Annotated in this window: 23 protein-coding genes and 2 pseudogenes; 20 read left to right on the top strand and 5 right to left on the bottom strand. The window is 37.8% G+C overall.

Annotation, left to right across the window (positions count from 1 at the left end; translation table 11 throughout):
* Positions 1–535: 535 nt before the first annotated feature.
* Positions 536–662, top strand: a pseudogene (locus tag H5088_RS20485) (Mobile element protein); the annotation flags it as partial.
* Between the two features lie 307 nt (positions 663–969).
* Here H5088_RS20485 and H5088_RS07650 read toward each other — a convergent pair.
* A complete protein-coding gene (locus H5088_RS07650) occupies positions 970–1,254 on the bottom strand; it encodes a hypothetical protein (RefSeq protein WP_007587265.1) in 285 nt (94 codons plus the stop codon).
* 715 nt (positions 1,255–1,969) lie between these two features.
* Here H5088_RS07650 and H5088_RS07645 point away from each other — a divergent pair.
* Entirely contained in the window at positions 1,970–2,650 is a 681-nt protein-coding gene (locus H5088_RS07645) for a hypothetical protein (protein ID WP_182752597.1), read from the top strand.
* Between the two features lie 251 nt (positions 2,651–2,901).
* Here the strand turns inward: H5088_RS07645 and H5088_RS07640 are convergent, their stop codons facing one another.
* Entirely contained in the window at positions 2,902–3,531 is a 630-nt protein-coding gene (locus tag H5088_RS07640) for a hemolysin III family protein (protein ID WP_182692445.1), read from the bottom strand.
* Positions 3,532–3,716: 185 nt separating this feature from the next.
* Here H5088_RS07640 and H5088_RS07635 point away from each other — a divergent pair, with 185 nt between their 5' ends.
* Both H5088_RS07635 and H5088_RS07630 read left to right on the top strand, forming a co-directional pair.
* The gene (locus H5088_RS07635; RefSeq protein WP_165724298.1) at positions 3,717–4,067 is read left to right on the top strand and encodes a hypothetical protein; all 351 of its coding nucleotides are present in this window, start codon (positions 3,717–3,719) and stop codon (positions 4,065–4,067) included.
* 383 nt (positions 4,068–4,450) lie between these two features.
* A complete protein-coding gene (locus H5088_RS07630; RefSeq protein ID WP_182752596.1) occupies positions 4,451–5,929 on the top strand; it encodes a cellulase family glycosylhydrolase in 1,479 nt (492 codons plus the stop codon).
* 60 nt (positions 5,930–5,989) lie between these two features.
* Here H5088_RS07630 and H5088_RS07625 read toward each other — a convergent pair whose 3' ends face one another.
* Positions 5,990–7,681 carry an alkaline phosphatase gene (locus H5088_RS07625; RefSeq protein WP_182752595.1) on the bottom strand — a complete coding sequence of 564 codons (1,692 nt, stop codon included), beginning with the start codon at positions 7,679–7,681 and terminating at the stop codon, positions 5,990–5,992.
* A 298-nt stretch (positions 7,682–7,979) separates the two neighbouring features.
* Between H5088_RS07625 and H5088_RS07620 the strand changes: the two genes are divergently transcribed.
* The 15 genes and pseudogenes from H5088_RS07620 (at position 7,980) to H5088_RS07550 (ending at position 19,260) form a co-directional block, all read left to right on the top strand.
* The gene (locus H5088_RS07620; RefSeq protein WP_002962453.1) at positions 7,980–8,252 is read left to right on the top strand and encodes a hypothetical protein; all 273 of its coding nucleotides are present in this window, start codon (positions 7,980–7,982) and stop codon (positions 8,250–8,252) included.
* Positions 8,253–8,487: 235 nt separating this feature from the next.
* On the top strand, positions 8,488–9,066 hold the full coding sequence (locus H5088_RS07615) for an LON peptidase substrate-binding domain-containing protein (protein WP_182752594.1): 579 nt from the start codon (positions 8,488–8,490) through the stop codon (positions 9,064–9,066).
* A gap of 68 nt (positions 9,067–9,134) precedes the next feature.
* Entirely contained in the window at positions 9,135–9,758 is a 624-nt protein-coding gene (locus tag H5088_RS07610; protein WP_002962457.1) for a sigma-70 family RNA polymerase sigma factor, read from the top strand.
* On the top strand, positions 9,751–10,431 hold the full coding sequence (locus tag H5088_RS07605) for a ChrR family anti-sigma-E factor (protein ID WP_182694906.1): 681 nt from the start codon (positions 9,751–9,753) through the stop codon (positions 10,429–10,431). Before H5088_RS07610 ends, H5088_RS07605 begins: the two co-directional genes overlap by 8 nt.
* Before the next feature lie 8 nt (positions 10,432–10,439).
* Positions 10,440–11,393, top strand: a complete 954-nt coding sequence (locus H5088_RS07600; RefSeq protein WP_024606012.1) for a DUF523 and DUF1722 domain-containing protein — start codon at positions 10,440–10,442, stop codon at positions 11,391–11,393.
* Positions 11,393–12,787 carry a deoxyribodipyrimidine photo-lyase gene (phrB, locus tag H5088_RS07595; RefSeq protein ID WP_182752593.1) on the top strand — a complete coding sequence of 465 codons (1,395 nt, stop codon included), beginning with the start codon at positions 11,393–11,395 and terminating at the stop codon, positions 12,785–12,787. The genes H5088_RS07600 and phrB overlap by 1 nt, the downstream gene beginning before the upstream one ends.
* A gap of 1 nt (position 12,788) precedes the next feature.
* Positions 12,789–13,217, top strand: a complete 429-nt coding sequence (locus H5088_RS07590) for a nuclear transport factor 2 family protein (protein WP_182752592.1) — start codon at positions 12,789–12,791, stop codon at positions 13,215–13,217.
* Between the two features lie 2 nt (positions 13,218–13,219).
* The gene (locus H5088_RS07585) at positions 13,220–13,930 is read left to right on the top strand and encodes an SDR family NAD(P)-dependent oxidoreductase (RefSeq protein WP_024596920.1); all 711 of its coding nucleotides are present in this window, start codon (positions 13,220–13,222) and stop codon (positions 13,928–13,930) included.
* Complete coding sequence (locus H5088_RS07580) at positions 13,927–15,183, top strand: NAD(P)/FAD-dependent oxidoreductase (RefSeq protein WP_149603675.1); 1,257 nt, start codon at positions 13,927–13,929, stop codon at positions 15,181–15,183. Before H5088_RS07585 ends, H5088_RS07580 begins: the two co-directional genes overlap by 4 nt.
* Entirely contained in the window at positions 15,176–15,913 is a 738-nt protein-coding gene (locus H5088_RS07575) for a DUF1365 domain-containing protein (protein WP_182752591.1), read from the top strand. Before H5088_RS07580 ends, H5088_RS07575 begins: the two co-directional genes overlap by 8 nt.
* A 37-nt stretch (positions 15,914–15,950) precedes the next feature.
* A complete protein-coding gene (locus H5088_RS07570) occupies positions 15,951–17,213 on the top strand; it encodes a cyclopropane-fatty-acyl-phospholipid synthase family protein (protein ID WP_182752590.1) in 1,263 nt (420 codons plus the stop codon).
* On the top strand, positions 17,191–17,691 hold the full coding sequence (locus H5088_RS07565) for a DUF2878 domain-containing protein (protein WP_182752589.1): 501 nt from the start codon (positions 17,191–17,193) through the stop codon (positions 17,689–17,691). Before H5088_RS07570 ends, H5088_RS07565 begins: the two co-directional genes overlap by 23 nt.
* Positions 17,692–17,744: 53 nt before the next feature.
* Positions 17,745–18,233 (top strand): chalcone isomerase family protein, encoded by a 489-nt coding sequence (locus H5088_RS07560; protein WP_182752588.1) that lies wholly within the window; start codon positions 17,745–17,747, stop codon positions 18,231–18,233.
* A 1-nt stretch (position 18,234) separates the two neighbouring features.
* Positions 18,235–18,774, top strand: a pseudogene (locus H5088_RS07555) (DUF3833 domain-containing protein).
* A 210-nt stretch (positions 18,775–18,984) separates the two neighbouring features.
* Complete coding sequence (locus H5088_RS07550) at positions 18,985–19,260, top strand: HU family DNA-binding protein (RefSeq protein WP_002962474.1); 276 nt, start codon at positions 18,985–18,987, stop codon at positions 19,258–19,260.
* Positions 19,261–19,352: 92 nt separating this feature from the next.
* Here the strand turns inward: H5088_RS07550 and ilvN are convergent, their stop codons facing one another.
* Complete coding sequence (gene ilvN, locus H5088_RS07545) at positions 19,353–19,850, bottom strand: acetolactate synthase small subunit (RefSeq protein WP_002960314.1); 498 nt, start codon at positions 19,848–19,850, stop codon at positions 19,353–19,355.
* Positions 19,850–21,574 (bottom strand): acetolactate synthase 3 large subunit, encoded by a 1,725-nt coding sequence (locus H5088_RS07540; RefSeq protein WP_024596926.1) that lies wholly within the window; start codon positions 21,572–21,574, stop codon positions 19,850–19,852. The genes ilvN and H5088_RS07540 overlap by 1 nt, the downstream gene beginning before the upstream one ends.
* 489 nt (positions 21,575–22,063) lie before the next feature.
* Between H5088_RS07540 and H5088_RS07535 the strand changes: the two genes are divergently transcribed.
* Positions 22,064–25,114 carry an immune inhibitor A domain-containing protein gene (locus H5088_RS07535; protein ID WP_182752587.1) on the top strand — a complete coding sequence of 1,017 codons (3,051 nt, stop codon included), beginning with the start codon at positions 22,064–22,066 and terminating at the stop codon, positions 25,112–25,114.
* The last annotated feature ends 8 nt before the right edge of the window (positions 25,115–25,122 follow it).

Genomic DNA, 25,122 nt, shown 5'->3' with positions numbered 1-25,122 from the left:
GTGTGTGGTTGTAAAATGTCGAAGCTAAAGAGCGACTAACTGATTTAGCACGAATAGCAATATTATAGTTAGCTTGTAATGCTCCCACTCTGTCTCTCCTTTAAAATTGACATTTTTAGCCGTTTACGTACACCGCCTTCTTTATAAAAAAGCAATAGATATGCCACAGAGGTGCTTTTTAAATATTAAGCTATGTTACTTATTTTAAAGTGTTTATATTTAAACTGTTGAAAATATAAGTGCGGATGACGGGTAAAAAGTGGATATTAGTACCGAAAATATTACACACCGTTCATTAAGCCAATCAAGTTGGGAAGGTGCGTTTATGGCTACACTGATGGGCTTATAATTAAGCCAGAAAATAGCAGCACGTTAAAGTGTGTCGTTAAGTGATATGCTAATCCCCCCGAAAAATTATAGAAGCCAAATATAAAATTTTCACCTATCGCAAGTAAGCGTGGCACTCGAATTAAATTTTGCACTTTTCTACGTCAGCTTTTCTTTAGTTTAAAAAACAAACTGGAGTTTCAGGGTAATTGCAGTAAAACGTCAAGTAAGTTTGTTTAATACAAAATATTATTATCTTTTATCACTGTGCGTGCACCGTGCTTTTTTTATGAGGCGAAGACCACTTTACAGGTAGGTCTTACGAACACCGCAGAGCCTAGGTTGAAGATAAATCAATTAAAAAAGGAAGAATCTTGATTTCTTACATTACAGTTTTTGAGAGGCTACTCATGGCTGTGTGCCAAAGTTCGGCTCAGTGCCAGTGTAGGTCGGATAAGCGAAGCGCCATCTGACAAAGTAAAATACCTTATCAATTATTATTAATACTTTATGTTGTCGAGTGGCTGGAGAGTGCCATGAGCGGACGGTGGTAACGCCCCAAGCAGGGGATTTCAAGAGCGTTTTTCAGCGAGTAAAATTCCCTCTGACTTGGCTTGTTAGGTTGCTGGTCTACAACAAACACTATTGAGCCTCGACGCTGTGATAATCAGCTGATGTTTCATAACAATTGACACACACAACTGACATTTTATTAAAGGCTCGAAACTTCTCAGTCATACCATCTTCTTCATCAAACAAGGCTTCACATTTGGAACACCACGCTTGAAGGTCATTAGGTTCGCTAGAGTTTTCAATAAAGCCTACAGGTACACCTTCTGGTTTCAACAAATGGCAACAGACGACGGCTGCAACTCGCTTACCATGTTCGCCACAATCAACATACATTGGTTCAATCTCAGTGCTCATATGCAACCTAACAACTCTATCAGAGGACACTTTCCCTTTTTTAACGCGAAAACGTCCTTATTGTATGAGTTTCTATTAATAGCAAATAGTGTAAGTTATTGCCATCTATAAATATTAAGCTTAGGAAAGGTTATTTTACTATGTGGAAAAGAGGGAAGTTTTCACTTATTCTTACTAAGTTAATGACGACTCACCTGAATGGTCGGTTATCGCTCTTTGCCGAAGTTCGGCTTAGTGCCATGAGCGGACATTGGAACTGACTCATCTATGCACCTTAGCGGGTTAAAGTAGATACTCTAAAAGTGGCTTTTAGCGATTAAAAGACTTAAGGTTATTCACTCTAAAATGATGAGTCTTGATGAAGAGACTATGATTCATACTTAGAATCTATTGTGATTGGAATTTTTTATCTTTTTTATATCAATTGCTGAAATATTGGCCAGCGTCGAATACCCGCCGAGCACATGAGAACTACATTTACTAAATAAAGCCTCTAGTAAGTTGCTTAATTTTATTAAGTTTTTATAATACCCCCCTAATAACAGGGTTCAATTTAGTCCGCGTCTGGGATAGGCCGTACTCGCGAATGCGTATCTATATAATAGAAGGGCTTGTGTTTAGAAGCATGTAAATATTGTTCCCATATTGACATTTAACCAGTGTCATTATATTTTTTGTCTAATAATTAACCACTCTTCATTTAAATAGGAATATTATGACAAACTTTTATAAGTTAGCTTCTGTCATACTGCTTGTAGGCATTTTTAGTGCAAATGGAAAACAAATAATTGAACCCACCAATCCAATATCACAAATAGAAAGCAATATAGCCAATAACAGTAGAAGTTTAGGTTTATCTGAAAAGGCCTACAAATACGCCACGGATCAATTCATGAGATTAAACTCAGGTTCATCCGTTCCTGATATGGAACTAATTTCTGAGGTGCCTGAATTTATTTCGCCAGAGGATTATTCAGAAAAAGAATTAAATAAAGCAATGAATGAGCAAAAAACAAAATTTGCGAACTATTTTGGTATACCAGTATCAAAGTTGGATCCATTTGTTGCTCAAATGTCTGTCGTTTTTGATTCAGATCTTTTCAGTGGAGGTGCTACTACTTTCGATACAGGTGAAGATATGGAGACAATAACAATTTTCTGTGAAGAAGCATGTAGTGGTGGAAAAACTTCAGGAGGAGGTATTGCATTGGGTCTGAGCGTTTACCAAGGTGCATTAAATGCGGGTATAAGTCAGTACACTGATTTTCAAGTTGAATTTGTCAAGGAATCAACAAATGATAAAGTTTCTACTGAAGTTTGGAGATACAATAACTTTTCGGGTGCTTGGAGAGAGAGTGTAATTTCTAAGCCTTGCCCTACCTGTTCTTATAATTAAAGCAGTTCAATACAAGTTTTAAAAAAGCTAACAATTATGTTAGCTTTTTTAATTACTCGATCTATTCATTACTAAATTAGATGGCTTTTCCTAAGCGAATTACTACCGTAGGCGAAAAAAGTATTTGGCTCACTAACAGCATCATATGAGAGTTATTGTTCAAATACTCTAACACGTTTCTGTCCAAAAACGAGTTGACCCGACAGTCCGGTTATCGCTCAAACCAGACCATTTTAAAATGCTATACAAGCTCAATAAACATAATTACTAATTGAAATATAATGGCAAACACACCCAGCAATAACAAATAAGTGCCAAATAGCGTGGCTAAATTGGGTGCTTTTAGCGCTGTAAAATAATGTACCTAAACTATAAAAAATGCCGCCGGCAAGTAGCCAGTAAAGTGCTTTTACATCAACACTTGAATAAAGCGGATATACAATAGCCAGTGCAAACCAGCCCATGAGTAAGTAGGTGGCGAGTGATATTTTTTTATTACCGTTTTTTACAAATACTTTGTACGCAACGCCCGCCAGTGCAACACTCCAAATAAATGTAAGTGTTGCCCATGACCAAGCACCGGTTAATGAGATTAATAAAAAGGGAGTGTAGGTGCCAGCAATTAATAAGTATATGGCGCAGTGATCGCACTTTTTATAAAAGGCTCTTAAGCGCGGTTGAATACTCGCGTGGTACAAAGTGGATGACAAAAACAGCACAAATAAGCTGCTGCCATAAATTGCAGTACTAACATACGCTTTAGTGCTGGTGGCTTGGCTAAATAAATCCCACATAACACACGCGGCAAATATAATACCGAGTGCATGGCTGATTACGTTTAATTTCTCTTCTTTACGGGAATAAGGCGCTTCTAACGACATAACTGTTCCTACCACTATTGGAATTAATTTCAGTGTACAACTGTACGCTGAAAGTTTCAATCTTAGCTGTGAGTAATTCTAAATAACTTTATTTGATACGCTACTTTAGCTTTTACTTGATTTTAAAGAGAATTAATTCACTATGTTGGTGTCTAGTGTAATACATATTACGAGCTGAAATAACCATGAAACAAGATCTAAAAGCTGCTTTACTTACCGCCATTGTTTATCCTGGAGCGGGGCATTTCTCTTTAAAAAAACACCTAATAGGCGCTATTTTTGCGGGTGTATTTACTGTTTTTTTAATTTTAACCTTTCAAGATATATTTGCGATTGCACAGTGTACTGCAAATGAAATTGTACACGGTAAAATTCCTATGTCGGTTAAGGCCATTTTAAAAGCCGCGCAACAACCTTCCGACGCCTGCGCTAAACTCGCTGAATATAAGTATGTACCTTTAATGATTATAATTTGGGTGCTGAGTATGCTGGATGCATATCGTTTGGGCAGAAAAGCGCTGCCTACTAAAAAATAAGCCAGTTAATCAGAACTCGGTTTGGTTGGCTTATTAATATTTACTCTGATATTTAGCTATTATTGATGGCGGTAATAATTATTACCGCTTTTTCCATTTTTATACATATTTTTTGTAACCGAGATTTTTGCCTGCACCATGTAAACATCGTGTAAATACCTGTATATACCCAGTAAAATCCTCAAACCTCGTTAAATTGCTCACTTGTTGATACTTAGTTAATTAAAACCCTTCTCCTTGTTCCTTTTTATTCATTTAATGTTAATAAATAAATGATGCTTTTTGCTCGCCAGATTAACTTTGTTTAACTATTAAGTATTGGTTTTGTGTCAATTTATTACATCAAGCAATGACGACTGATAATTTCAATTTAAGGAAATACGATGAATAACAGTTCAAATAATCATAAAAGAAAGGATTTTAAAGTGGCGAGCTTATCGTTAGCTTTATTATTAGGATGCTCAACCATGGCCAATGCCGCTGTTGAGAAGTTAACGGTGAGTGGGAATCAAATTCTTGCAGGTGGAGATAACACAAGCTTTGCAGGACCTAGCCTATTTTGGAGTAATACGGGGTGGGGCGCTGAAAAGTTTTATACAGCACAAACAGTAGCAAAGGCAAAAACTGAATTTAATGCAACATTAATTCGTGCAGCTATTGGCCATGGTACGAGTACCGGTGGTAGTTTGAACTTTGATTGGGAGGGCAATATGAGCCGTCTTGATACTGTTGTAAACGCAGCTATTAGCGAAGATATGTACGTTATTATTGATTTTCATAGCCATGAAGCACATACCGATCAAGCAACTGCAATTCGCTTTTTTGAAGACGTAGCTACTAAATATGGGCAGTACGACAATGTTATTTATGAAATTTATAATGAGCCGTTACAAATCTCGTGGGCTAACGATATTAAGCCTTACGCAGAAACAGTTATTGATAAAATTAGAGCAATCGACCCTGATAACTTAATTGTGGTTGGTACGCCTACGTGGTCGCAAGATGTGGATGTGGCATCACAAAATCCGATAGATCGCGCCAATATTGCTTACACTCTGCATTTTTATGCTGGCACGCATGGTCAATCGTATCGAAATAAAGCACAAACTGCACTCGATAACGGTATTGCACTATTCGCCACAGAGTGGGGAACAGTTAATGCTGATGGCAATGGTGGTGTTAATATTAATGAAACCGATGCATGGATGGCATTTTTTAAAACAAACAATATTAGCCACGCTAACTGGGCTTTAAACGATAAAAACGAAGGTGCTTCGTTATTTACTCCAGGCGGTAGTTGGAATTCACTAACCGCGTCAGGCACTAAAGTTAAAGAGATCATTCAAGGTTGGGGTGGTAGTACGGTTGCTTTAGACTCTGATTGCGATGGTATAAGTGATAGTAACGATCAGTGCGATAACACTCCCGCAGGTACAACGGTTGATAGTATTGGTTGTGCAGTAACTGACAGCGATGGTGATGGTATTAGCGATAGTGTTGATCAATGCCCTAATACACCTGCAGATGAAACTGTTAATAATGTAGGCTGTGTTGTTGAAGTAGTTGAACCACAAAGCGATGTGGATAACGATGGTGTGAATGATGATATTGATCAGTGCCCAGATACACCCGTTGGTACAAGTGTAGATACAAATGGATGCAGTGTTGTAAGTTCAACCGATTGTAATGGCATTAATACATACCCTAATTGGGTAAAAAAAGATTATTCGGCCGGTGCGTTTACTCACAATAACACCGACAATAAAATGCAATATCAAGGCAATGCATACAGCGCAAATTGGTATACAAATAGCCTTCCAGGAAGTGATGCTTCGTGGACGCTTCTTTATACTTGTAATTAAGCACGTTTTATAAAATATACAAAGAAAGTAAATAATACATTTACCTTCTTTTTAAAAGTATTAGCCTTTATAAACACTTTGGTGTTGATTAATGATGTTGTAGCTAGGGGAGTTTATGTTATCTATATAGCGCCAATCGGTTGTGATTTGCTCTTTAGTAATAGTCACTAACATATATCCACGGTGTGATAAGTCACAATAGTTTAAGTCGTTTATTAACAATGAAAGCGAGTCAGCCATTTGCTTTGCTTGTGCTGTATTAAGCGCTAAATAATGCTCCATACCCGGGGATGTAACACCTGGTGTTGCAAACTCTACTCCTACGCTTTCGCCTTTTGCATTTTTTAATGTGCCATGCCACGCATTGTGCGTATCACCTGCAACCACGACTAACTTTTTATTTAATTTAGTAACGCTTTTGTATAATGCTTCGCGCTCGCTTGGATAACCATCCCACGCATCTAAATTGTAAGGCATTAAAGTATTTACACGTGCGAGTTGCTCGGGTGTTACCGCTTTATTAGCTAACACGGCTTTTTTAATGGTAACAAGCTCTTTTAACACCTGCGGTATTTTAGTGCGATCGGATTGCGAGAATATTTCAGTAGGTAGCCACATTTTAGTCATCAATACTTGCTGGCCCAATACTTGCCATTTTGCATTTGATTTAGTTATTGCACTGGTGAGCCAGTTTAGTTGTGTGTTACCTAGTAACTGCCTACTTGGATTATTTAAATCACTGGCAAAGCGCGCAACATCCATTTGTTTGGTCTCTAGGTTTTTATAGTCGCTGTAAGCGAGTTGTTTATCGCGTGCTATTACGCGCGTATCTAGCATGTGCAAGCTTATTAAATTACCAAAATCGAAGGTGCGGTATATTTGCGGGCTTTGCTCGCCCATAGGCGGTCTAATTGGCAGCCATTCGTAATAGGCTTGAATAGCTGCTGCACGGCGCTTAAAAAAGTCACCTTCATCAGGGGTATGATTTTCAGCACCACTTTTATAGGTATCGTTGGTAACTTCGTGATCATCCCATATTGCAATAAAAGGCGCTGCAGCGTGAAGAGCTTGAAGGCCATGGTCTGTTCTGTAAATAGCATAGCGCTTACGATAGTCGCTAAGGGTAATAATTTCACCACTGTTATCGGCTGCTAATTGGCGGCCAATTTTTTCAGCATTTTCGGTAGCGTATCCGCCCATTGGGTATTCGTAAATGTAATCTCCCAAATGCAGTACCACATCTAAATCTTTTTGTTTAGCGGCATCGGTGTAGGCATTAAAGTACCCAGCAGGATAGTTTGAGCACGACACAACAGCCATTTTTACTTGTTCAATGTTATTTATTGGTAGTGTTTTAGCACGGCCAATTGGGCTTTGTGTATTTAAACCCATAAACCGATAAAAGTACTCTGTGTTTGGAGTAAGTTCTTGCACATCTATTTTTATTGTAAAGTCTCTGCTTTTATCTGTTTGTTCGCGCCCGCTGCGGATGATGTTTTTAAATTGAGAGTCACTTGCCAGTTCCCAAGCAACAGTAACTTCAAAATTTGATTGAGAAGTAGTTGCACGTGTCCAAATTATTAAAGCATTACTGAGCGGATCGCCACTGGCTACACCGTGTTTAAATTCAATAGCCGATAGAGGTTTGTTTGTTAATGTTTGAGCACAACCTGTAATGGCACTCGATACTGCGACGGTAAATATGCTTGCTGCTGAGATTTTTAAAAAATTTCGACGTGATGAAAGGGTCATACTGCACTTTTTGAATTATTTATAGTGGTGTGCACTTTAGCGGGTAGATATGACGTTTTTATAAACGCTAAATGTATTTAGTGTGACGGTATTAATACATTTAAACCCTTTTATTTATTAACTAAAAAGTAGTCAAAAAATTAAATTAAATGGTTAAATTAACAAGGCATGAATTTTTTAAATTAAAGAGATGCATGTAAATCTGTTTAATTACAGTTACTTACGATTTGTTTTTATGTTGGCACAACCCTTGAGTATGTAACTACGTCTAAACAATACACAAACAAGGAATACCATTATGAAACATTCAATTAAAATCGCTATGGCAAGTTTATTAGTTTTAGGTTCTGCGCAAGTACATGCAACAGAAGTGGACCTAGATGTAACTGATATATTAACTCAAAGTGTAGCAAGCTACGTAAAGCAAACCACAATCGAGCTTGAAAAATCACTAAAGGAAACGCTTTATTTTGATGCTAAAACTGTTTTAGAGGGTTTATTAGATGAGCCCGTTTTAACACATAGCACAACGCCTAAAAATACTGACACTAGTATTAAAAACGCAAAATAAATTATTTAAAGGATTAAAACGATGAGCAGTGAACTTGGATTATTTGCATTAATGTTAGCACCCGTAGTCAGTATGATTAGCGCTTATTACTCGGTTCAAGTGTTTAAAGCTATGGGAGGTTGGTTTAATCTTTAGCCAATTATATAGCTGGTAATTAATTCGATTCATACAAAGCTGATCGACTTAGCAAAAGCGCACGTAAATAAAGGCAGAGTGTTTGAAAGAAGTAGACTTTATGAAACGTGCGATTTTTCCATTACCCATTTTTATATTACCAGAAGGCTATACGCGATTACGCATATTTGAGCCTCGCTATTTAAATATGGTTAAAACCGCATTAAAAAACAATACAGGGTTTGTGCTTTGTACATTTGAGCACGACACGCCATTTAATATAAGCGCGCAAGGTTGCCTTGTTGATATTATTGATTTTGACCAAGACGACAACGATGTATTATTAATCGATGTGTTTGCATCTAAAAATGTGCAAATTAATGATGTTTATCAAGACGAAGACGAATTACGTCATGGCTTGGTATCGCCTTGTAATACGCCATATTGGTATAAGGATTCTAACAACTCAGTTGGCGAACATGACTTATTACATGATGCACTTTTAAACGTGTTTAAAAGTAATCCGGAACTTAATTTGCTGTACAAAAAAACTCACTTTGACAAACTGCCTTGGATTGCAGCTCGTTGGCTTGAGCTCCTACCTATTTCTATTGAGAAAAAACAGCAACTTGCGTTTGAAACGAACTTTGATAACTTACTGAATTTCCTCCATACTGTGATTAATAACGAATTTGCCTAAATTTTATGATCCTAAATTAATTATTGCCCGTATTACTTAATACAAAAGCAATAACGGGATAAATTATTATGGTAAGTCAACAACAATCACCACGTTGTGAACCTAATACAGGTAAGTACACTGCCATGCCAGAAACGCCGAGTAAAGAACTCATGCAAGCGCTTATAGATGTTGCACAGTCACGCGATAAAAAAGCATTTTCCTATTTATTTGAATACTTTGCGCCAAAAATTAAACGCTTTGGAATTAAGCAATTTGGTGTTGAAGCTCAAGCAATGGAGCTTGTGCAAGAGACGTTAACTTCTGTTTGGCGTAAAGCACATTTGTATCACAGTGATAAAGGTGCGGCTACTACGTGGGTTTATACCGTTATGCGTAACGCTTCATTCGATATGCTTCGTAAAATGAAAAGTAATAAAGAAGAAAATATAAGCGAAGATATTTGGCCGTTATTAAACGAATCACAAGATACACATCACGAATACAGTGATCATTTAGAAGATAAACAAATTAAACGTTATTTAGACAAATTACCTATTGCTCAACGCGAAGTGGTAAGAGGCGTTTATTTTCAAGACATGTCGCAAGAGCAACTTGCACATCAACTTAATATTCCAGTAGGCACGGTAAAATCACGTTTACGTTTGGCCTTGCAAAAATTACGTAATGAAATGGGAGATCAGCATGATTAAACATCACCCGAGTGAAACTTTACTGACACAGTATTGCGATGCATCACTTGCTACATCATTGAGTTTAGCCGTTTCTATTCACGTAGACATGTGCCCTGTGTGCCAAGCTAAAGTAGCTAAAATTGAAGCAAGTAATGCAAATGCATTATTTAGTGAAGAGCCTGCTAAATTTGAGAAACCTCAAACTGAGAAATCTGATTTACTTGAAGAATTTGAACTAAATGTTCTCGATATGATCATGTCTGATGATTCTATCGATGAAGTTTACGAAGTAGAGCCTGTTTCTATTAAAGTTAATGAGCATAACTATCAGCTTCCACGTGCGCTAACGCGTATTTCTCACAGTAAATTTACCCAAGTGGGTAAGCTTGCGAGATCGCGTATTGCACTTGATGATGGCCCATTACGCTCTAGCTTGTTACATATTGATGCTGGTGGTGAAATACCAGAACACACGCACACTGGCTTTGAAGTTACTTTACTCCTAGATGGCGAGTTTAGTGATGAAGAAGGAAAATATGTCCCAGGTGACTTTATATGGCAAGATGGTAGTCACCAACATACTCCTTTAACAAAAGATGGTTGTTTGTGCTTTACAGTTGTCAGTAGTGCGCTACATTTTAATAAGGGCTTCAGCAAGTTACTAAATCCAATAGGTAATTTGATTTACTAAGAGAATTTATGCACACAGATATAATAAAAATAGGTATAAGCGCCTGCTTAGCAGGCGAAAAAGTTAGATTTGACACAGGTCATAAAAAGTCAAATTTCTGTATGGATGAGTTAGGTAAACACGTTGAATATACACGGTTTTGTCCGGAGGTAGCGGTAGGTTTACCAATACCTCGACCAACTATTCGCCAAGTTAAAGTGGGAGATACTATTAAAGTATGTCGCCCAGATGGTACTGGAGACGTAGGCCAACAACTTACCGAGTATGGTAAAAAAGTTGCAACAGAACAAGCTAAAGAGTTGAGCGGGTTTGTATTTTGCGCAAAAAGTCCAAGCTGCGGCATGGAGCGCATTAAAATATACAACGAAGCAGGCACGGGTAATACTTCTGAAGGCGTTGGTTTTTTTGCTGAGCAAATAATGAAGCACAACCCATTATTGCCATGTGAAGAAAACGGTCGCTTAAACGATATGCATTTACGTGAAAACTTTGTAATGAGAATTTACGTATTTAAAAATTGGCAAAAGTTGGTACAAGAACCACTAACGGTTCACAAGCTTACTCAATTTCATTCTCAGTATAAGTACTTGTTGATGGCTCACAATTACCAAGCTTATCGAGATTTGGGTAATCTGCTTGGAACGTTCGTAGGTGACAATATAAATGCAGTTGCGGATGAATATATTTTAGGTTTGATGACGGGTCTGAAAAAGCCAGCTTCTCGCAGAAATAATTGCAACACCCTAATGCATTTACAAGGCTACTTTAAAAATGATTTATCGAAGGTTGAAAAACAAGAACTTCGTGATGCGATAGACGAATACCGCGAAGGATTGGTGCCATTGTATGTACCACTTACCTTGTTAAAACATCATTTGAAAGTTCATCCGAATGAGTACCTTGAAAAACAAGTGTTTTTTAACCCATACCCTCACGATTTAAAACTACGATTTGGTATTTAATGGATACATTATTTTGGTTTAGGCGCGATTTGCGCCTTTTTTCTAATGAAGCGTTAATTCAAGCGCTAAATAATGGCGCTAAACACGCCATTTTTTTTGTGTCTGAAAAGCAGTGGCAACAACACCAAGCTGCGCCTATTCAGATTGACTTACTCAAGCGCCGAGTTACTTATCTTCAATCACAACTTGCTGATTACGGTATTACTTTACATATTATTGAAGCGCCTAGCTTTAGTGATTGTACGCGCGAGCTGATTAACTTTTGTAAAGCAAACGATGTAAAACACGTAATTGCTAATACAGAGTATGAGCTTAATGAAGTAAACCGCGATAAAGCAATTTTGCATGAATGCGATGAGCTTTCTATTACTTTTACTTTGTACGAAGGTGATTTAATTGCGCCTGCAGGCTCTGTCAAAAATCAAAGTAATGAAATGTATAAAGTGTTTACTCCCTTTAAACGTGCATGGTTAAAGCAGTATCAAGATACACACTTTAGTTTGCCACAATGGCCTTTAACTTCTGCGCTTATTGAGTTTGACGAGAGTGATTTACTAAAAAGTGATGGGTGCTCAGATAAGTGGCCGGTTGACGACGAAACACTCTCTACGGTAGTTGATAATTTTATATGCGACAAACTTACAAGTTACGACGACCAGCGTGATATTCCCAGTGTAAAAGGCACATCGGGTTTAAGCCCGTATTTAGCACTAGGTATTGTAAGCACAAAGCAACTGCTTATTAATATTCAGCAGCGTTATCCTGATATTTTAACTACATCAAAAAGTAAAACGTTTACGTGGATTAACGAGCTTGTTTGGCGCGAATTTTACAGGCATTTAATTGCTGAATTTCCGAAGCTTTCGCGCGGCGATAACTTTAACGAAAAGTATAATGCTGTAGTGTGGCGTAAAAGCGAAAGCGATTTTAAAGCATGGTGCGAAGGGCGTACAGGTTACCCATTAGTGGATGCAGCAATGCTACAACTTAAGCAAACCGGTTGGATGCATAATCGTTTACGAATGGTTGTTGCAAGCTTTTTAACTAAACATTTATTAATAGACTGGCGTGAAGGTGAACGCTTTTTCATGCAGCACTTAATTGATGGCGATTTAGCCTCAAATAATGGTGGTTGGCAGTGGGCTGCAAGTACAGGCTGTGATGCTCAGCCTTATTTTAGGGTTTTTAATCCTATCAGACAAAGCGAGCGCTTTGATCCAACGGGCAAGTTTATCCGTAAGTATTTGCCAGAGCTTGAAAACGTGCCAGATAAACACATTCATTTTCCACACACTTATTTAGCCGCAACAGGCAAAGATAAGGAATGTTACTGGCCAGCAATAGTTGATCATAAAGCGGCACGAGAACGTGCACTTGCTGCATTTAAGGTGTGATATGGATAACCAGTTACCAGTAGATAAATTTGTTGAAATATACCAACAGCTTGATAGCACTAATCTTGATTTATTGAGTGATATTTACTGTGACAACATACAGTTTATAGACCCGATGCATGAAATTAACGGCATTGTAGAATTGCGCAGGTACTTTGCTAACTTATACAGCAATGTTAAGCATTGCCAGTTTGATATTAGTGATTCGTTTAATAGCGGTAACAATGCTTTTATTTATTGGACTATGCATTATGGACATCCAAAGCTTTCATCAGGTAAAACTATCTCGGTAGCCGGTCATAGTAAGCTTATTTTTAAAGATGGCAAAATTATTAAGCACAGAGACTACTTTAATGTGGGCGAGTTGTTATACAAACACATTCCTTTACTTGGTAGCGTTATAAAGCTAATTGATAAAAGGGCAGGTTAATTATGATCACACTTATAACGGGTGCTACATCAGGTATTGGCGAGCAGCTAGCAATTAAATATGCACAGCTAGGAGACACTGTTATAGCTTGCGGCCGTAATAGTGATAAGCTCGCCGAGCTTGCTAAATATGACAATATCCAAGCATGTAAATTTGATGCAACTAACCTGCAAGATATAAAAGAGTCGACAGTTGGCTTTCCTCATTTTGACCGTGTTATTTTAAACGCTGGTAATTGTGAATATATAGATGATGCGCGCAACTTTGATAGCGCGTTGTTTGAGCGTGTAATAAACGTTAACTTACTTTCTATGGGGTATTGCCTTGAGGCGTTACTTCCTAAAATAAATCCAGGCGGCCAACTTGTTTTGGTCAGCTCAAGTGTTACTTACCTTGCGCTACCTCGTTCAGAAGCTTATGGCGCATCAAAAGCGGGTGTAAGTTACTTAGCAAAAAGCTTAGCGGTTGATTTAAATGATGTTGATGTGACTTTAGTTCATCCTGGGTTTGTAAAAACGCCACTTACTAATAAAAATGATTTCCCGATGCCTATGGCTGTTACTGCTGAAAAAGCAGCTGACTACATGATTAAGGGTATTCAAAAACGCCGCAAAGACGTTCATTTCCCTTATCGTTTTACACTTATATTAAAAGCTTTACGCATTTTACCACTGCCGATTTGGCTTAAAATCGCAAAAGGATTAGCCCGTTGAAAAAAATAGCAATAATAGGAACTGGTATATCTGGTTTAACATGTGGGCATTTGCTTCACAAACATTACGATGTAACCGTATTTGAAAAAAATGATTACATAGGTGGCCATACAGCAACGGTTGATGTTGATGTGTGTGGCATCAAATACGCAATAGATACAGGCTTTATTGTATTTAATGACCGAACTTACCCATATTTTGAAAAGCTACTTTCGCGCATTGGTATTGATAAACAAACAACCCAGATGAGCTTTAGTGTGCACAATGAAGCCACTGGTTTTGAATACAATGGACATACGTTTACAAGCTTATTTGCACAGCGTCGTAATATTTTTAGACCTAAGTTTTGGCGATTATTGTACGACATTGTTAGGTTTAACAAACTGTGCAAAGCAATGCATGAAAAAGGTGATTACCAGTCTGATCAATCATTAGGGCAATTGCTTAACGATAACCAGTTTAATGACTTTTTTAAATACCATTATATTCTTCCTATGGGCGCGGCTATTTGGTCTACCAGTATTAAAGAAATGGAAAACGTAGGCGTTGAGTTTTTTGTTAAGTTTTTCTTTAATCATGGGCTTTTAGATGTAACCAATAGACCACAGTGGTATGTAGTACCAGGAGGCTCTCGTCAGTATATAAAGCCGCTGATCAGAGGTTTTGCCGACAAAATTAACCTCAATACAAATATTAAATCAGTTACGCGGCAAAATGATGAAGTAACAATAGAGTTTGCCAATGGTGAGCAAAGTAAATTTGATAAAGTAATATTTGCTTGTCATTCAGATCAGGCGCTTGCACTACTGGGTGATGCTACTGAGCAAGAAAAGTCAGTATTGGGTGCAATAGCTTACACTGAGAACTCAGTGGTGTTGCACACCGATACAAACCTTTTACCAGATAGAAAAGCGGCATGGGCAAGCTGGAACTACCTACTTAACAACAACACTGATAAAGCCGCTGTTGTAACTTACCAAATGAATATTTTGCAAGGTATACAATCAGATACACAGTTCTGTGTAACGCTTAACCATCTTGAAGGAATAAGCCAAAGTAAAATTTTGCGCGAGTTTACTTATCACCACCCTGTATTTAACCAAGAGTCTATTGCGGCTCAAAAACTTAAACACAGTATTGACGGACACAACAATAGTTATTTTTGTGGCGCTTATTGGTACAATGGTTTTCATGAAGATGGCGTACACAGTGGTGTAGATGTAGCCAAGCAACTTGGGGTCGAATTTGACTAGTGCAGTGTATTTAGGCGATGTTAAACATCGCCGTTTTGCTGTTAAAGAACATCGCTTTAGTTACCCTCTGTATATGATGTGGGTAGATTTAAATAATCCTCAACAACTAAATGGTGTGCATAAACACATAGGTACGTCAGGCTTAAAGGCGTTAAAGTTTAATGAAGCTGATTATCTTAAAGGCACCTCACAGCTTGCTAAACGTCCTCTTATTGAGCGTGCACACGAACAACTTGCCAATTTAGGTATTATTGAAACCTTTACTCATATTTACATGCTTGGGCAACTTCGTTGTTTTGGTGTGTATTTTAGTCCTGTTAATTTTTACTTTTTTGGTCATAACGACACCCGTTTTAAATACATGATTGCTGAAGTAAGTAATACACCATGGAACGAACGTCATTATTATTTAGTACCTTTAGAAAAAAAAGTGAACTTTAAAAAGGTTTTTTCCGTATCACCTTTTATGAATCTAGATATGAACTATCATTGGCATGTTAAGCAATCGCCTGATAAAACATTGATACACATTGAAAATAAGCGAAATGAAGAGCTATTATTTGATGCTACACTTCGCTTAAAACGTAAAGAACTTACTAAAGAAGAAGTTAATAAGTTATTTAAACGTTTTCCGGCCATGACATGGTCTATTTTCAAAGGTATTTATTATCAAGCGTTAAAGTTGTTTATTAAACGAGTTCCTTTTTTAGGCCACTCAGGCAAGCCATAAAGCACATAGATAGTCAGGACAATTAATAGGTATTTCAATGGATAAAGTGTCGAGCTTAAATTGCGAACAAAGCACAAACTGGTTAACTAACATATATAAAAAATTAGTGACTAAAGCCTTCTCGTCAATTGAAACAGGTCAAGTTGTTTTAATTGAAGGGAATGAGCGTACAGTTTTTGGCGACCCATCTTCAGTGCTAAAAGCAACAATTATTGTAAACGATAAAGCTATGTATAAGGCATTTGCATTATCTGGGAGCGTTGGCGCTGGTGAAGCGTATATTTTGGGGCATTGGTCTTGTGACAACTTAACCTCTTTCATTGAGATATTTGCTATAAATGAGAAGCAACTTGATGAGTTTGAGAAGAAATTCGCATTTTTTAGCAATATTGCACACCGGTTTAATCACATAAAAAATAAAAATTCTGAATCGGGTTCTAAGAAAAACATCGTTGCTCATTACGACTTAGGTAATGATTTGTACGAATCATTTTTGAGTAAAGAAATGCTTTACTCAAGTGCTGTATATCCTTCAAAAGAAGCGACGCTTGAAGAGGCTCAACAATACAAGCTGAAACGCATTTGTGAGCAAGTTGAGCTTCAAAAAAATGATTCAGTAATTGAAATTGGTACAGGGTGGGGGGCTTTTGCTATATATGCAGCCACACATTACGATTGCCATGTAACAACAACAACCATATCTGATGAACAACATGATTATGTCGCTAATAAAATTTCAGAGCTTGGTCTTACCAATAAAATTACATTACTTAAGCTTGATTACAGGCAATTGAGAGGAAAATACGACAAGCTTGTTTCTATCGAAATGATAGAAGCGGTAGGTCATGAGTACTTACCTAGCTTTTTTACCCAATGTGGTGAACTGTTAAAAGACGACGGTGCCATGCTAATACAAGCTATAACTATTGGCGACCAGCGTTATAAGCACTACTTAAAAAACTCTGACTTTATCCAGCAGTATATTTTTCCGGGCGGATGCTTGCCATCGCTTAACGAAATGAGTGAGCAGATTAAAAATAATACCGATATGGTTATTCACACTGTTAATGATATTGGCGCTCACTACGCACGAACATTAGCAGATTGGCGAACCCGTTTTATAAAAAGCTGGCCTGATTTAGACCGCTCTAAATTTGATGAACGCTTTTATCGTTTATGGTTATTTTATTTTGCTTATTGCGAAGGCGCGTTTAGAGCCAGAGCAACAAGTACGGTGCATTTAATGGCGCGTAAACCACGTTTTGTTAGCGATAACGATGATATTGCGCTCGGTTACTAATTTTGTTTTATTTCAAGCAGTGTGGTTTTTATCATTGCTGCTTGAAGCTGATTCGCTACTTTTTAGCGGACTGATTATTGTTTTAATGTTTTGGTTGTCAAAACAAAAAAAACACGACACCTTACTTCTAATTAAAGCCCTACCTTTAGCACTATTATTAGAATTTATAGCGGTAAAGTTAGGCTTGTTAGAGTTTAAAGTTTATCCCTTCCCTCTATGGCTCGTCTTTTTATGGGCTGCGTTATTACTTTCTTTAAATACCTCAATGGTTTTTTTGAGTAAATTAAAGCTTTGGCAGGCCTTTTTAGTATGCATGGCTTTTGCGCCAGCAAGTTATTGGGCTGGGGCGCGCTTTGAAGTAATAAGTTTAGGTTTACCTTTATGGCAGTTTTGGCTCGTTTACGGTGCGCTTTGGTCTACAGTGTTTACTGTTATTCTTTTTATAAACCAAAAAATCAAGTTATTCATCAATCGCTGATCGCCCACAATTCCCATTTCGTAACATTACTCATTGACTCAAGGGAGCTTATTTTGAAATTTTTACTAAAGGCAGTTACTTTTTATTTGCTTACAACTTCAATTGTTTTAGCTAACACACAGTTTAACAAAGTAGGCGAAGCACGAATGGAGTATTTATTTTGGGATGTATATGACGCGGTTTTATTTACCCCTTCAGGTAATTACAGCGCAGGAACGCATCCTATTAAATTTAAACTTACCTATTTACGTGACTTTGAAGCTAAAGAAATCGTAAAAGCAACAAATGAGCAGTGGGAGCATATTGGAAAAAAAGAGCTAGCAGACAAATACGACAGTAAATTATTGTCTATTTGGCCTGATATTAGACAAGGTGATTCGCTAACGTTAGTCACAAATGAGCAGGGTATGAGTACTTTTTATCATAATGATGAAAAAATTGGCGAAATAAATGAACCTCAATTTTCGAGTGATTTTTTAGCCATTTGGCTGGAAGAAAAAACCTCTGAGCCGAAACTACGAAAGCAACTATTAGGGAATTAATATGAATGTATTTAACGCGTTTAAAACAGCTCTTGTATGCTTATCTGCTTTGTTGCTGATAAGCTGTTCGGCACCAAATGTAGAGCATTATAAAAATACATCGCCAAACTTTGACTTTAAAACATTTTTTAGTGGAAATTTGAAAGCCTACGGTGTTGTACAAGACTTTTAGGGTGAATTGACCCGCAAGCTTGTCGTAGATATGAATGCGAGCTGGGATGGTAACCAGGGCGTTATTGAAGAAGACTTTGTTTATGACGATGGCGAAACTCAAAAGCGTATTTGGAAAATAACGTTAAACGAAGACAATAGTTTAACGGGTGTGGCAGATGATGTTATAGGTACTGCAAAAGGTAGAAGTGATGGCAGCGTATTTCATTGGAATTACGATGTAGAGCTTCCATACGATGGCAGTACTTTAAAAGTGAATTTTGATGATTGGATGTACCTGGTTACACAATCGCGCTTGATAAACCGCACATCTATTGTTAAGTTTGGAGTCGAGGTCGGGGAAGTGACCTTAGTGATCGAAAAAATATAGCTTATTTACCCAGTTGCTTAACTTGCGCCAAAATTGTACTCAAATTAAGTCTTTGTTAACCCAACACGCTGTATTTTACAGAGAATTATTTAAATTTTACTCATTTTTTAAGAATTTAAGCAAAAAATGCAATTTGCTGTTGCTAACTCTTTAAAAATGCATAAAGATAGGTTTTGCGAAGGCAAAATAATAACGAATAGGAATCTAACAATGAATAAAGCTCAATTAGTTGAAAAAATTGCTACTGATGCAGAAATCTCTAAAGCCGCTGCTACTCGTGCTCTTGACGCGTTTACAGGTGCTGTAACTTCTTCTTTAAAAGAAGGTGATTCAGTAGCATTAGTTGGTTTTGGTACTTTCTCAGTAAAAGAACGTGCAGCTCGCACTGGCCGTAACCCACAAACGGGTGCTGAGATCCAAATCGCAGCGGCAACTATCCCAAGCTTTAAAGCAGGTAAAGGTCTTAAAGACCAAGTAAACCCTTAATAGGTTTAACGAATTAAATTAAAAAAAGAGCTAATTAGCTCTTTTTTTTTATGTTTAATAAAGACATCAATTGATGCCTTTATATTATAAATTTATGCTTTTAAGGCTTTATCGCCTCGACCAATGCCAACAGCGCCAGAACGTACAACTTCAATAATATCGGTTTCATGACGAAGAGTGTCTAAGAACGATTCTATTTTGTCTGTGCTGCTCACTAATTGTAGACTATAGCTTTGTCGGCCCATATCTAAAATAGCACCTTGGAACACATCAACTACTCGCGTAACCGCTGCACGAGTCGTCTCGTCTTGAGCAAAGACCTTAACAAGCAATAGCTCACGTTCAATGTGACTCATTTCTGTTAAATCGATAATTTTAAGCACGTCGACTAGTTTGTTAACCTGCTTTGTAATTTGCTCTACAACTCTGTCATCACCCATAGTGGTAATGGTAATACGCGACAATGATTGATCGTCAGTTGTGCCCACAGTTAGGCTGTCGATGTTATATGCACGTTGTGAAAAAAGCCCAACAATACGTGATAGGGCACCTGGTTCGTTTTCTAATAAAATAGATAAAATACGACGCATTATGCTTTTACTCCTTTACGTAACCACATCTCATCAATGCCGCCTAACTTAATTTGCATTGGGTATACATGTTCTTTTTCATCAACGTTTATATCTAAAAAGACTAATCGGTCGTTAATTGACATTGCTTTATCGATAGCAGGTTGTAACTCATCTAGTGTGTTTACTTGTATGCCTACATGGCCGTAGCTTTCAACTAACTTAACAAAATCAGGTAGTGAATCCATGTAAGATGATGAATGACGTCCACCGTAAACCATGTCTTGCCATTGGCGTACCATACCTAAAGAGCGGTTATTAAGTGATACAACTTTTACCGCTAGGTTGTACTGTAAACAGGTTGATAGTTCTTGAATATTCATTTGAATAGAGCCATCACCCGTAATACACACAGACTCTTTATCAGGAAAGGCTAGCTTTACGCCCATTGCAGCAGGTAAACCAAAGCCCATGGTGCCTAAGCCGCCTGAGTTGATCCATTGACGAGGATGCTTAAATGGATAATATTGCGCTGCAAACATTTGATGCTGACCAACGTCAGAACTTACGTAAGCGTCGCCATTAGTAGCTTTATAAACCGCTTCAATTACAGCTTGTGGCTTAATTTTGTCGCCATCAGTGTTGTAGCTTAAGCACTTTTGTTCGCGCCAGCTGATAATTTGTCGCCACCAATCTTCTTGCGCGCTGCGGTCTATTTTAATTGGGCTTTTATCAATACCCGCTTGTAGTTGTTCAAGTACGGTTGCTAAACAACCTACAACTGGTATGTGTGCTTTAATTGTTTTAGAAATTGAAGTTGGGTCAACATCAACATGAACAATTGTGGCATTAGGGCAAAACTTTTGAACATTATTAGTTACCCTGTCATCAAATCGGGCACCAAGCGCTAAAATCACATCGGCGTTAGCCATTGCTTTATTTGCCTCAAGCGTGCCGTGCATGCCTAACATACCTACAAAGTTTGGATGCACACCTGAAATACCACCCAATCCCATTAGTGTATTTGTAATGGGGGCATTTAATGATTCAACTAAATGCGTTAATTGCTCTGATGTATTTGAAATAACAATACCACCACCAGAGTAGATAACCAGTTTTTTGGCCTCTAAAATAGCTGTTACGGCTTTGCGAATTTGTTTTGAGTGCCCTTTAGTATTAGGGCTGTACGTTCTCAGCTCGGTGGTTTTAGGAAATTCGTATTCAAACTTAATAGCAGGGTTAAGCATATCTTTTGGAAGCTCAACAACGACAGGACCTGGGCGGCCAGTGCTAGCAATATAAAAAGCTTTAGCTAAGATTGTAGGGATGTCTTTAGCACTTCTACAGTTAAAACTGTGTTTAACTACAGGGCGAGAACAACCCACAATATCGGTTTCTTGGAATGCATCGTCGCCAATCAAATTTGTAGGCACTTGGCCTGATAACACAACCATAGGAATTGAATCCATGTAGGCCGTTGCAATACCTGTAATACAGTTTGTAGCGCCAGGGCCTGAGGTTGCAAGTACAACACCAACGTCTCCAGTAGCGCGGGCATAGCCGTCAGCCATATGTGTTGCAGCTTGTTCGTGACGTACTAATATATGTTCAATGTCATCTTGCTGAAAAAGTGCATCATATAAGTCTAAAACCGAACCACCGGGATAGCCAAATATGTATTTTACCTTTAACTCTTTTAATGCCTGAACTACTAGTTCAGAACCATTATATTCTTGTTTGCTCATCCTCATTCCTCTGTGCGCTTTTTTATGCATAAAAAAACCCCCGCGTAGTGCGAGGGTTTTTAAAAAGCAGTATCACCTTTTAATACATCCCCGCTGGGCTTATAACTAAGACCAGTACGAGTACGACTAAAAGATTAATGTATGTGTTCATAGTTTTTACTCTACTTAGCAAAACACTGCTTTTAAATTAAAGATTTTGTATAGGTTTATTTTTAAGGGTTTTGAGCCTTCATGTCAACCTTGAAAGCTGTTTTTTGCATTTTAAATTCGTTTTGTGGCTTTTTTTAATTTAAACCTGCAGAAAGCCTATGTTTAATTGAGTTTACTGGCAGAAATTATGCATTTTAGGTTGTAAGTTCGATTTTAGATATAAAAGAGTGTGAGAGACCATTAGCTTTAATTGCATATGTTAACTATATGTTTTTATCGCATGTTTAAATTTCTATTATTAGGTATGATTGCTACATAATTATGTTTGAGGAAAACACAGTGAAAAAAGTGACGTTAATTGCGCTTTTAACTACGCTATTAAGCCCTATGGTGGCGGCTAATAACTTAAGTCCGCATGATATTGGTATAACTAACGAAGAGCGTATTTTATATTGGCTTAAAAAAAGAGACCAAATACCTTCAAGTGAGTTAGATAGTTCATTTAAGTCATATATGAGTAACAAAGACGTTGCCAATCACTCAATTAAAAATGGCTTTAGGCAATTTAAAACCTCTTCCAACGTTTTTTCAAATACAAATAAAAAACAGGTCGCTTTTTCAACGTCGCTAGTGCCAGATCAAAGCGTTGATGATGTAAAAGTGTTAGCTATTTTAATTGATTTTCCTGATCTTAAACATGACGACAATCAACTTGTAGAGCAAGACACAGATATGTTTTACGCTGATTATTCAACTGAGCACTATCAGCAAATGCTTTTTTATACTCAAGGTTATACAGGCCCTGATGGACAAAGCTTAAAAACGGCTGCTGATTATTATAAAGCGGCTTCGGGAAATAGCTTAAACTTTAGCGGGCAGGTATATGGTTGGGTAACCGCTAATAGCAATGCAAAAATATATGGTGAGCGCCAAGGCAGTACACGGGATATAAATGCGCCCGCTTTAATTAAAGAGGCTGTGGAGAAAGCAGTTGCAAAGTTTAATATTAATTTAGCGGATTATGACTTAACTGATTTAGATGATATTGATGGCGACGGTATCCTTAATGAACCTAATGGCATTATTGACCATGTAATGGTATTTCATTCAAGTATTGGCGAAGAAGCGGGTGGCGGTTACCTAAGCACCGATGCTATTTGGTCGCACCGCTACTATGTATTTGATGAAAATAGCGGGCCGAGCGAGATTGCAGGCAGCAACATTAAGCTATTTGGTTATACCATTAACCCTATTGATGCCGGGATTGGTGTGGTTGTGCATGAGTTTGGGCATGATTTAGGATTATTAGATGAATACGACTTACAATCTAACACGGTAGGTGAGCCTGTCGCGTCTTGGTCAGTTATGTCGACAGGAAGTTGGGCTGGTTCGCCAAGAGGCTCAGAGCCAGTTATGTTTAGCCCTTATGCGCTTGAATATTTACAAAAGCGGTACCAGGGTAACTGGGTTAACCAGCTTACGCTTGATATGGATGAGATAGAGGCTAACTCACAGCAAACATTAATTAATACTGCGAGTACTTCACAACAGCAAAATCAAATAAAAATATCACTACCACCAAGGCTCGAAAAATTTAGGGCTCCAGTAGAAGGTGATTTTCAATACTATTCAAATACGGGCGACAATATTAGCAACAGCTTAGCTAATACAATAGCGCTACCAAGCACAACTGAGACACTTACTTTAAGCTTTATTGCTTATTACAGTATTGAGCGCGATTACGATTTAGTTCAAGTAAAAGTAGATGGCGAGCCAATCGCGAGTAATTATACGCAAGCGCTTAATCCATACTACGGTGATATTGGTCCGTATATCTCAGGTGATTCATTTCTTAATAGTGATGCTAAGCAACCTAACGGCTATTTGACCCATAAGTTTGATTTATCAGCTTATGCTGGGCAAACAATTGATTTAAAAATTGAATACATAACAGATGCGAACACACATTATTATGGTTTTGTTGTTGATGATATGCGCATTGAGCAAAGTGATACTTTAATTTGGCAAAATAATGCACAAGATCAAGTTAACACTGTGTTTAATGGCTTTGAAAAAGTTGGTAGTTACACATATGCATCGCCATCACATTACTATTTACAACTGCGTTCATACACAGGCGTTGACAGTAGTTTGCAAGCAGAGCAGTACTCACCGGGGTTATTATTGTGGTACAGCAATGAATCTCAAGCAGATAATAATACTACCGAGCATCCAGGCAGTGGTTTTACATTAGTGGTAGATGCCGATCAGCGATCAATAAATAAAGGTAGTACGCAAACTCCGGCAGCTTCAGCAATTCAAATACGTGATGCTGCTTTTAGCCTATATCAACAAAGGGCAGGGTTAGGTGATGATGATTTATCAGCTATCACCGGGTTTACTGATAAAACCGATTATAGCTTTGCAGCGCAAAAACCATCGGGTGTTGTGCTTCCACAGGTTGGTTTTGGATTTAGTATTATAAGCCAGTCAACAGACAGTGAAGATATAGAAGTAGAGCTTACTTACGATGTTACTAAGGGAATTAATTTTACTAAAAACGGTTTAACCGTTAATTTTAGTGTAGAAGGTTTTGCACTTACTCCTGCGGACAAATTTACGTGGAGTTTTGACGATGGAAGCTCCAGCACAGAGTTAACGCCTACTTATGAATACCAAGACTATGGCACTTATAACGTTGAGTTTATGGCAGATAATGGTACTTCACAGCAAGTCGCTGTAGCACAAGTTACATTAGTTGAACCATTAACTGTAAATGAAATTGAATATGTAATAAACCAAGGAGCTTTAACAGCTGAGGCATCGCTTACAGGTGGAATCGCACCGTATACTTATAATTGGCAGCTAGGAGATGGAAGTACTTTAGCGACTCAATCGCTTACGTATAATTATTTGTACTCTGGCAATTACCAAGTAACGCTTACAGTGACAGATGACGAAGGCACTGAACAATCAAAAGCGATTGATGTAACTGCTAATGTTCCGCTTAGCATAAACGCAAACGTTACAGTTAGTGATTTAAGCGCACAATTTAATGCCCAAGTAACCGGCGGCTTTAATAGTTATACTTACAGTTGGGATTTTGGTGATGGCAGTGCGTTATCAAATTTACAAAACCCAAGGCATACTTATCAAGCTGACGGGACTTATAACGTAACGTTGAATGTTACTGATACTCAAACCAATGATACTTTTACTCAAGAGTTATCTGCTACTGTACAAAAACAACAAAGTAGTTCGGGTTCAAGTGGCGGATCACTGACGGGTTTATTAGGATTATTACTGTTAAGTTTATTTAGGTTTAATACTAACCTGCATAAATACACTAGGTTAGTAAACGCAGTTAGCAAACACAAAAAAGCCCGCTAAATTAGCGG

The organism is Pseudoalteromonas sp. SR43-3 (assembly GCF_014163875.1).
GTDB lineage: Bacteria > Pseudomonadota > Gammaproteobacteria > Enterobacterales > Alteromonadaceae > Pseudoalteromonas > Pseudoalteromonas distincta.
Note: the sequence above shows the minus strand (reverse complement) of the source record. Positions and strands in the feature narration are given on the sequence as shown.